This window comes from Micromonospora sp. KC207 (assembly GCF_004348615.1).
GTDB lineage: Bacteria > Actinomycetota > Actinomycetes > Mycobacteriales > Micromonosporaceae > Micromonospora.
Genome location: NZ_SMKJ01000006.1, coordinates 37612 through 48402, shown reverse-complemented (window position 1 = coordinate 48402; position 10791 = coordinate 37612). Strand labels below are relative to the sequence as shown.

At 77.2% G+C, this 10791-nt stretch carries 4 protein-coding genes; all 4 read left to right on the top strand.

Going from position 1 to position 10791, the window contains the following annotated elements; translation table 11 throughout:
* Positions 1-1757 (top strand): polyketide synthase (locus tag E1258_RS01630; RefSeq protein WP_305847259.1); only part of this gene is annotated, 1757 nt, incomplete at its 5' end.
* Positions 1754-4942, top strand: coding sequence for a thioesterase domain-containing protein (locus E1258_RS01625; RefSeq protein ID WP_132396132.1), 3189 nt, complete (start codon positions 1754-1756; stop codon positions 4940-4942). The genes E1258_RS01630 and E1258_RS01625, both read left to right, overlap by 4 nt.
* A complete protein-coding gene (locus E1258_RS01620; protein WP_243715115.1) occupies positions 4924-7248 on the top strand; it encodes a lantibiotic dehydratase in 2325 nt (774 codons plus the stop codon). The genes E1258_RS01625 and E1258_RS01620 overlap by 19 nt, the downstream gene beginning before the upstream one ends.
* Positions 7245-10787 (top strand): non-ribosomal peptide synthetase, encoded by a 3543-nt coding sequence (locus tag E1258_RS01615; protein WP_132396130.1) that lies wholly within the window; start codon positions 7245-7247, stop codon positions 10785-10787. The genes E1258_RS01620 and E1258_RS01615 overlap by 4 nt, the downstream gene beginning before the upstream one ends.
* The last annotated feature ends 4 nt before the right edge of the window (positions 10788-10791 follow it).

Sequence of the window (10791 nt, the reverse complement as noted above, 5' to 3'; positions counted from 1 at the left end):
GGCCGGCCCCGGCCCCGCCGGCAACGGCCGCCCGCGAATACACCGGGGACGAGATCGTCGTCGTCGGGCTCGCCGGCCGCTTCCCCGCCGCACCGGACGTGGCCACCCTCTGGTGGAACCTCTGCGCCGGCGTCGACGCCATCCACGACCACACCGACGCCGAGCTGACCGCCCTGGGCATCGGGCCCCGGCTGCTCGCCGACCCCCGGCACGTCCGGGCCGCCGGCCGGCTCGACGACGTGGCCGACTTCGACGCCGACTTCTTCGCCTTCGGCGCGCAGGAGGCTGCCCGCACCGACCCGCAGCACCGGCTGTTCCTGGAGACCGCTTGGGAGGCCCTGGAGGACGCCGGGCACGACCCGTCCCGGTTCCCCGGCCTGGTCGGCGTCTACGCCGCCACCTCCGCCAACCGGTACTTCCTGTTCCACCTCATGGACAACCCGGCCGTGGTCGGCGACGTCGACCCGGACGACTGGGAGGCCCGGCTGGTCGGCCGGCAGTTCACCGACCACCTGCCCGGCCAGGTCGCGTACCGGCTCGGGCTCACCGGGCCGGCGTTGGCCGTGCAGAGCGCCTGCTCCAGCTCCCTGGTCGCGGTCTGCGTCGCCGCCCAGAGCCTCGCCGACTACCAGTGCGACATCGCCCTGGCCGGTGGGGTCAACGTGACCTGGCCCCGGTACCGGCACACCCCCGGCGGGATGGCCTCCCCGGACGGGCGCTGCCGCGCCTTCGACGAGGCCGCCAACGGCTCCGGCTTCGGCTCGGGGGTCGGCGTCGTCGCGCTGCGCCGGCTCGCCGACGCGCAGGCCGACGGGGACCGGATCTACGCGGTGCTGCCCGGCTGGGCGGTCACCAACGACGGGGCGGACCGGGCCGGGTACGCCGTCCCCGGGCCGGCCGGGCAGGCCGCGGCCGTGGCCGGTGCGCTCGCCGCCGCCGAGGTCGCCCCCGGCGAGGTCCGGCTCATCGAGGCGCACGGCAGCGGCACCCCGCTCGGCGATGCCCTGGAAGTCGCCGCCCTGCACGAGGTGTACGGGGGCGCCGCGCCCGCCGAGTCCTGCGCGCTCGGGTCGGTGAAGACCAACATCGGCCACCTCGACGCCGCCGCCGGCATCGCCGGCCTGATCAAGGCGGTGCTCGCCGTCCAGCACGGAGTCATCCCGCCGAACCTGCACTTCACCCGCCCCCACCCCGAGATCGACCTGGCCGGCGGACCGTTCTACGTGCCGACGAAGGCCCGGGACTGGCCGCAGGTGGCCCGCAGGGTGGCCGGGGTCAGCTCGTTCGGGCTCGGCGGCACCAACGCCCACGTGGTCGTCGAGCAGCCGCCCCCGGTCGAGCCGCCGGACGCCCCGGACGCGGCGGCGCACCTGTTGCCGGTGTCGGCGCGTACCCCCGTGGCGTTGCGCGCGGCGCTGCGCCGGCTGCGGCAGCACCTGGCCGGGGCGTCCCCGGCGCTGGCCGAGGTGGCCGCCACCCTCGCGCTCGGCCGCCGGGCGTTCGCGTGTCGGGCGGCGGTCGTCGCCGCCGACCTCGCCGACGCCCTCGCCGGCCTGGACGACCTGCTCCACACCGACGCCCGGGTCGCTGGCCCGGCCGGCGAGCTGCGGGACCTCGCTCTCGACTGGGTGGCCGGCCGCGACGTCGACTGGGCGGCCCTGCACCCCGAGGGTGGCGTCCGGCGCACCGGGCTGCCCACGTACCCCTTCGAGCGTCAACGGCACTGGATCGACCCCCCTCAGAAAGGTGCGCGGTGAACTGGTTCGTCTCCGCCGGAAGCCGTCCCCAGGCACCGGCGCGGTTGTTCTGCCTGCCCTACGCCGGGGCCGGGGCCAGCGTGTTCCGTGACTGGCAGCGGGAGTTCGGCGCGGACGTCGAGGTGCTGCCGGTGCAGCTACCCGGGCGGGAGAACCGGATCAGCGAGGACCCGAACTTCACCGTCGCCGGCGTCGCCGCCGCGATCGCCGGGCGGGCCGACCGCCCGTACGCGATCTACGGCCACTCGATGGGCGGGCGGGTCGGCTTCGAGGTGGTCCGCGAGCTGCGCCGCATTGGCGGTCCGTTGCCGCTGCGGCTGTACGTCGGCGGGGCCCGCGCCCCGCACGTCGACGACGCGAGCCTGTTCGACGGCCTGTCGACCGTGGACGACGAGGAGCTGCTGCGCCGCCTCGGCGACGGCGGCGGGCTGCCGCCGCAGGTGTTGGCGCACCCCGAGTTGGTGGAGCTGCTGCTGCCGCTGCTGCGCGCCGACTTCGGCCGGGTCGACAGCTACCGGTACGTTGCTGGCGAGCCGGTGCCGGTGCCGATCGTGGCGTTCAGCGGCCGGTCCGACCGGGCGGTGAGCCACGCGCAGAGCGCCGCCTGGCAGCGGCACACCGCCGCCGGGTTCACCCTGCACGAGATCGACGGCGGGCACTTCTTCCTGCACGACCGACTGCCCGAGCTGGTCGCCGCGATCCGTGGCGACCTCACCGACACCCTGCGGGGCACCGACGCCGTCCGGGTCGCCGGCACACACGGGACCGTGCCGGCCCCGGACGGCCCGGCGGAGCCGGCGGCGGTCGACACGACGGGGGAGCAGGCCACGGCGACCCCGGGCCGCGCGGCGGACGCGGCCGGGGCGGAAACCGGCGGGCACCGGGTGCCGCTTGGCGACACCGGCTGGGCGGTGTGGCGGGACGCGATCCTGCGTACCACCGGTTTCCCCGTCGACGGGCTCACCGCGTTCGCCGCCCCGCTGGCCGCCGCGGCGGCCGACGACCTCCTCGCCACCGGCGACGGTGAGGAACGGTTCGACAAGGAGTTCGCCGAGGCGCTCACCGCCGCAGCCGGCCGGCTCGGCGAACTCGCCGCCGACCCGCTGCTGCGCGAGGCCGTCACCTGGCAGAACCGCAACGCCCTGCTCGCCCTCGACGGGCTGGCCCGCGCCGGAGCCGACGCGCCGCGCAACGTGCGCCGCCGCGACCGCGAGCGGGCCCTGCTGAAGTACTGGCAGCGCTACTGCGGCAAGAACGAGACGGTCGGCTTCTTCGGCCCGAGCTGCTGGGTCACCCTCGACCCGGAGCAGGCGCAAACCGCCCGGGTGAGCCCCGGCGCGGCGCTGACCAGGCGGCGCTGGGTGTGGTTCGAGTCGTGGGCGCTGTCCGTGTACGCCGACCACATCGGCGCGGACCTAACCGTGCGGCAATGGTGGCCGCCGATGCTCCAGCCCCACTTGAGCCTGCGCGACCGGTCCGTGCTGCGGCCCGGCCGAGCGCCGGTGACCCTCACGCCCGTGGAGGCGGCCCTGCTCGCCGCCGCCGACGGCCACCGCAGCGCCCGCGACCTGGTCGCCGACCCGGCGATCGGGCTGCGTCGCCCCGACGACGGGTACGCGCTGCTCGACCGCCTGGTCGAGCGGGAGCTGATCACCTGGGACGCGGCCCTGCCGGTCAGCCCCGACGCCGAGGACGTGCTGGCGTCCCGCATCGACGGCATCGGCGACGAGCCGACCCGACTCGCGGCCCGCGCCGGACTGGACCGGCTGCGCGCGGCCCGCGACGGGGTGGCCGACGCGGCCGGCGACCCCGACCGGCTGCGCGCCGCCCTCGACCGGCTCGACGCCACGTTCACCGACCTGACCGGGCAGCCGGCCCACCGCCGCGCCGGCCAGATGTACGCCGGGCGCACCCTCTGCTACGAGGACACCGCCCGCGACCTCGACGTGACCTTCGGCGCGCCGCTGCTGGCCGACCTCGCCGCCCCCCTCGCCGTGCTGCTGCGGGCAGCCCGGTGGCTGGCCGGCGAGCTGGAGCAGGCGTACGGGGCGACGTTCCGCGAGCTGTACGACGAGCTGCGCGCCGACGCCGGCGACGCCCCCGTGTCCCTGGCCGACCTGTGGTTCCTGGTGCAGGGCCTGTTCTGGGGCACCGGCGAGCGCCCCGTGGACGTGGTCGCCGCCGAGTTCGCCGCCCGCTGGGCGGGCCTGTTCGGCCTCGCCGACCTGCCCGAGGGCACCACCGAGGTGCGGCTGGCCGTGGCCGAGCTCGCCGCCCGGGTCGCCGAGGTGTTCCCGGCACGCCCCAGCGACTGGAGCAGCGGCCGGCTGCACAGCCCCGACCTTCAGCTCTGCGCCGCCGACGCCGACGCGCTCGCCCGGGGCGACTACACCGCCGTGCTCGGCGAGCTGCACGCCGCCTGGCCGTCGTTCGACTGCCAGGTGTTCACCCCGTCCCACCCGGACGTGGCACGGCTGCGCACGGCGCTCGCCGCCGACCTCGGCGAGCACCGGATCCGACTGCTGTTCCCCAGCGACTGGCCCCGGCGCACCAGCCGCACCGCCGAGGCCCTGACCGGCCCCACCGACCGGCAGCTCGCGTTCCTGCCCGCCCCGGGCGCCGACCCGGACCGGGTGCTGCCCACCGTGGACCTCACCGTCGGCTCCGAGGACGGCCGGCTCGTGGTCACCGCCCGCGACGGGGCGCGCTGGCCGCTGACCGAGGTGTTCGCCGGGCTGCTCAGCGCCCACGCCGTCGACGGGTTCAAGCTGGTAGCCGCCGCCTCGTACACGCCCCGGATCACCCTCGACCGGTTGGTGGTGGCCCGCCAGACGTGGCGTACCACGGTGGGGGAGTGCGGCCTGGCCGACGTCACCGCCGAACGGGACCGGTTCCTCGCCGTGCGCCGCTGGCGGCGCGACCTCGGCCTGCCCGAGCTGGTCTACGTCAAGCTCGGCACCGAGACGAAGCCCTGCTTCGTCGACCTGAGCAGTCCCGCGTACGCCGCCATGTTCGCCGCGATGGTCCGGGCCGCCCGCACCGACGGCGGGGACGGGGTGTCGCTGACCGTCAGCGAGATGCTGCCGACACCCGACGACGCGTGGGTGCCCGACGCCGCCGGCCGGCGCTACTTCAGCGAGCTGCGGCTGCACATCGTCGACGACGAGTGGCGGGCCGACCGGTGAGCCACCTGCTGCCGCTGGGCGACACCGGCTGGTCGGTGTGGCGGGACGTGCTGCTGCGTACCGCCGGGTTCCCCGCCGCCGGCCTCGACCGGTTCGCCGCCACCGAGGCCGCCGCGGCGGCCGACGCGCTGCTGGCCGGCGAGGGCGCCGCCGAGGTGTACGATAAGGAACTGGCCACCGCGCTGGCCCACTCGTCGGCCGTGCTCGCCGAGATCTGCGCCGACCGGGGAGTGCGGGAGGCGGTCACCTGGCAGAACCCGGAGATGCTCGTCGCCCTCGACGGGCTGCTGCGCACCGACCCGGCCGTGCGCAACAAGCCCCGCCGCAAGCGGGAGATCGCGGTGCTGCGCTACTGGCAGCGCTACTGCGGCAAGGCCGAGACGATCGGCTTCTTCGGGCCGGTCTGCTGGGGCAGCCTCGACCCGGACACCCCGCACACCCGACTGGCCCCGGGCCTGGGGCTGGTCGACCGCCGCGAGGTGCACCTGGAGGCGTGGGCGCTCACCGCGTACGCCGACCGGCTCGCCGCCGACCCGGCGGTGCGCCGCTGGTGGGCCCCGGTGTTGCCGCCCCACCTGCGGCTCGACGGGCGTCGGCTGTGCCCGCCGCTGGCCCCGGCGGTGGAGCTGTCCGCCGTGGAGGCCCGGCTGCTGGCCGGTTGCGACGGCCGCACCGCCGCCCGGGACCTCGTGGCGCGGCTGTGCGAAGACGGCGACGCCGGCCTGCGCCGCCCCGACGACGGGTACCTGCTGCTCGACCGGCTCGTCGAGCGGGGCCTGCTGACCTGGGACGCCGGCCTGCCCAACAGCCCTGGGGCGGAGCGGGTGCTCACCGAGCGGATCGCCGCAGTCGGCGACCCGGCGCTGCGGGCCGACCTGGTCGCCGACCTGGACCGGCTGCGGGCCGCCCGGGACGACGTGGCGTCCGCCGCCGGTGACCCGGACCGGCTCGCCGCCGCCCTGGCCGCCCTGAACGCCGAGTTCACCTCCGTCACCGGCGCGTCGGCGACCCGGCACGGCGGGCAGATGTACACCGGCCGTACCGTGGTCTACGAGGAGACGTCGCGGGACCTGGAGTTCACCGTCGGGTCGGCCGTGCTCGACGCGCTCGCCGCGCCCCTGGCGATCGTGCTGCGGGCCGCCCGCTGGCTCACCGCCGAGATCGGCACCGCCTGCGAGCGGGCCCTCGGCGAACTGCACGCCGAACTGGCCGGTGACGGGCCGGTCCGGCTGGCCGACATGTGGTCCCTCGCGCAGGGCCTCATCCTCGCCCCGGACGGGCCGGTCGCCGTGGCCAGCGCCGGGTTCACCGCCCGCTGGGCGGAGCTGTTCGGGCTCGCCGCCGTCGACGCCGACCAGGCCGAGCTGCGGCTGCGCAGCGCCGACCTGGCCGGGCCGGCCGAGGCGTTGTTCCCCGCCGCCGCGCCGGGCTGGCCCACCGCCCGCATCCACAGCCCGGACGTGCAGATCGGCGCGGCCAGCGTCGACGCGCTCAACGCCGGCGATTTCCAGCTCGTCCTCGGTGAGCTGCACCCGGCGACCACGCCGTTCGACAGCGCCGTGTTCGCCCCGTTCCACCCCGACCCGCGGGCGCTGCGCGCCGCCGTGGACGCCGACCTGGGGCCGGCCCGGCTGCGGCTGCTGCCCCCGCAGGGCTTCCCCCGGCAGACCACCCGCACCACCTGGCACCTGCGGGGCCCGGCCGACCGGCAGGTCGGCATCGACACCGCCCGGGGCGCGGACGTCACCGAACTCGTCGCCGCCAGCGCCGTGCGGGTGGAGTCCGTGGCGGGCCGGCTCGTCGCGGTGCTGCCCGACGGGGCCCGGTGGCCACTGGTCGAGGTCTTCGCCAACCTTCTCGGCGCCCTGCTGCTGGACAGCTTCAAACTGCTCGCCCCCGCGCCGACGACCCCCCGCATCACCATCGACCGGCTGGTCGTGGCCCGGCGCACCTGGCGCACCACCGTCGCCGACAGCGGCCTGGCCGGGGCCACCAGCGAGTCCGCGCGATACCTCGCGGTGCGCCGCTGGCGGGCCCGCCTCGGCCTGCCCGAGCGGGTCTTCGTCAAGGTCGGCACCGAGGTCAAACCCTGCTTCGTCGACCTCACCGGCCCGCTGTACGCCCAGTCGCTGTGCGCCATGGCCGACGCCGCCGCCCGGACCGACCCGGCCGTCACGCTCACCGTCAGCGAGCTGCTGCCCGCCCCCGCCGACGCGTGGGTGACCGACGCCGCCGGGCGGGGCCACGTCAGCGAGCTGCGCCTGCAGATCACCGATCCAGCCACCTATCGGGGGGAACACGGGTGACCGACATCCTGTCCATCAGCGCCGCGCACGCCGAGCCGCTGCCGTGGCCCGACGCGACGGTGGCCGAGCTGGTCGCCGCGCAGGCCGCCCGGACCCCCGGTGCCGTGGCGGTGCGCCAGTGGGACGAGCAGCTCACCTACCGGGAACTGGTGGGCCGGGCCGCCGGCGTCGCCGCCGCGCTGCGCGAGCGCGGCGTGGGCCGGCAGAGCCGGGTCGGGGTGTGCGGGCAGCGCCGGCCCGACCTGGTGGTCACCGTCCTCGGCGTGCTGCTCGCCGGCGGCTGCTACGTGCCGCTGGAGCCGGGCGGCCCGCGCCGGCGGCTGCGCCAGATCGCCGCCGACGCCGGGGTGCGGATCGTCGTCGGCGACGCCGCCGAGGCCGAGTTCGGCGACACGCCGGGCGTCGAGACGCTCGGGCTGCCCGGCCCCGCGCCGCTGGCCCCCTGCCCGGCCCGCCCGGGCGACCCCGCGTACGTGCTGTTCACCTCCGGCTCCACCGGCCGGCCCAAGGGAGTGCTGGTCAGCCACCGCAACGTCGTCGAGTTCGTCACCGGCTGCGCGGCGCTCACCGGCGCGGACGCCTCGGTGCGCGGCCTCGGCGCCGCCTCGCTCGGCTTCGACGCGGCCGTCATCGACCTGTTCGTTCCGCTGCTGCTCGGCGGCGCGGTGCACCTCGTCGGCGCCGACGACCGGTCCGACCCCGCCCGGCTGACCCGGTTCATCGCCGCGCACGAGATCAACTGGGGCTTCCTGACCCCGACCGTGCTGTCCATGCTGGACCCGGCCGAGCTGCCCGCCTGGCGCACCGTGCTCTGCGGCGGCGAGGCCGTGCCCGCCGAGCTGGCGGCCCGCTGGGCCCCCGGCCGGCGTTTCGTCAACGGGTACGGCCCCACCGAGACCACCGTGCTGGCCGTCTCCGCCGAGCTGACCGCCGCCGAGACCGACCCGGTGCCGATCGGCCTGCCGCTGCCGAACCACCGCGCCTACGTCGTCGACGCGGAGCTGCGTCCGGTGCCGCCGGGGCAGACGGGCGAGCTGCTGGTCGGCGGGCCCGGCCTGGCCGACGGGTACCTGGACCGGCCCGGCCTGACCGCCGAGCGGTTCGTGCCCGACCCGTTCTCCGGCCTGCCCGGCGAGCGGCTGTACCGCACGGGTGACCTGGTCACCCAGGCCCCGGACGGGCGGTTGGTCTATCTCGGTCGGGCCGACCGGCAGGTCAAGATCAGAGGGCAGCGCATCGAGCTGGGCGAGGTCGAGGCCGTCCTCGCCGGGCTGCCCGGCGTCGACCGGGTGGTGGTGGAGGCCGTCGACGCCCCGGCCGGTGCCGAGCTGGTCGCGTTCCTCACCCCCGCCGACGCCCCCGACGACGCGACGCTGCGTGCGTACGCCGAGCCCCGGCTGACCGCCGCGATGCGCCCCGCCCGGGTGCTGCGCCTGGCGGAGCTGCCGGTCAGCCCGACCACCGGCAAGCTGGACCGGCCGGCGCTGCGGGCGTTGGCCGCCGCCGCCCGGCCCGCGCCCGCCGCCGACGTCGACGGCCCGGCCGACGGCGACCCGGTCACCCGGGCGGTGTCGCGGGTGTGGGCGCGGCTGCTCGGCGCGGCCCCCGGCCCGGACACCGACTTCCTCGCCGCCGGGGGCAACTCCATCGCCGCGATGCGGCTGGTCGCGGCGCTGCGCGCCGAGCTTGGCCGCGCCGTGGACACCCGGGACGTGTTCGCCGGCCGCACCCTCGCCGGCCTGGTGCGGCGGATCACCGCCGCCGCCCCCGACGCCGGGGACGGGCTGACCACCGGCAACCCGCCGACGCTGTCCCCGCCGCAGCGGCGGCTGTGGTTCGTCGACCAGCTCGCCCCGTCCAGCGCTCCGTACAACATCGCGGTGGCCCACCGGCTGCGCGGCGAGCTGGACGTCCCGGCCCTCGGCGCGGCCCTGCGCGCGGTGGCCGAACGGCACGACGTGCTGCGCTGGCGCATCCCGCAGACCGCCGGGGTGCCGTACGCGGTCTGCGCGGAACCCACCGACGTGGCGGTGCCCGTGGTGGACCTGACCGACGGCGGTGACCCGGAGGCGGAGCTGGCCCGGATGCTCGCCGCCGGCGCGGCGCACGCGTTCGACCTGGCCACCGGGCCGCCCTGGCAGGTGACCGTCTACCGGCTCGGCCCGGCCGAGCACGTGCTCGCCCTCACCTGGCACCACGCGGTGTTCGACGGCTGGTCCGAGGCGGTGTTCTACGACGACCTCGCCGCCGCGTACGCCCGGGCCGTGGGCGGCGACGACCCGGCGCTGCCCGCCCTGACCGCCCGGTACGCCGACTACGCCGTCTGGCGGGCCGAGCGGGACCGCCGCCGGGGCGCCGACGACCTCGCCTGGTGGGCGCAGCACCTGGCCGGCGTGCCGACCGTGCTGGAGCTGCCCCGCGACCGGCCCCGTCCCGCCGTGCAGACGTACGCCGGGATGGAGGCCGCCGTGATGTTCTCCGCCGAGGCGGACCGGGCGGTGCGGGCGCTGGCCGATCGACGCGCCACCGGCGTGGCGGCGGTGCTGCTGGCCGGGCTCGGTGAGCTGCTGACCCGGCTCACCGGCGGCGACGACCACGTCGTCGGCGCGATCGTCGCCGACCGGCGGCTGGCCGCGTTCGACGACGTCGTCGGGTTCTTCATCGACACCGTCCCGGTGCGGGTACGCACCGACGGGGCGAGCTTCGCCGAGCTGGTCGACCGGTGCGCGGCCGAGCTGCACGACGCCACCGCCCACCCGGGCGCGCCGCTGGAGCGGATCGTGGAGACGCTCGGCGTCGGCCGGGACACCTCCCGCGCCCCGCTGGTGCAGGTGCTGTTCAACGTGCTCAACTTCGCCCCGCCCCGGCTCGCGCTGGCCGGGCTGGCCGGCGAGCCGGTGCCGGTACCCAAGCCGGGCTCCCCGTTCGACCTCACCGTGTACGTGGTGGAACGGGCGCCCGCCGCCTCGGCCGGGCCGGGCCGGCTCGGCGTCGAGGTGGTCTTCAACCCCGACCTGTTCGAGGCCGACCGGGTCGACGCCCTGCTGGCCGACCTCGCCGCCCTGGTCGGCGCGTTGGCCGCCGCCCCGCAGGCGCCGGCCGGCGAGGTCGCCGCCGAGCTGCCCCGGGCGACCGTGCGCACCGCCGGGCTCGGCGCGATGACCGTCGCCGCGTCCGCCGAGCCCGCCCGGGCGGCGGCGCTGCCGGCCGGGCCCGACGCGCTCACCGACACCGAGGAACTGGTCGCCGGGGTCTGGCGGGAAATCCTCGACCGCGACCGCGTCGGCGTCACCGACAACTTCTTCGACATCGGCGGGCACTCCCTGGCCCTGGCCGCCGTGCACGCCCGGCTGACCGCCGCCACCGGCCGGTCGATCGCGATGCTCGACCTGTTCCGCCATCCCACCGTCCGGGCCCTCGCCGCGCACCTCGACGGCGCGGCCGACCGGCCGGAGCTGGCCCGCGCCGCGCTGCGGGCCGCCGCCCGCCGCAGCCGCGCCCGACGTATCCCTCCCCGCCGCCCCGGCGGCACCGCATGAAGGA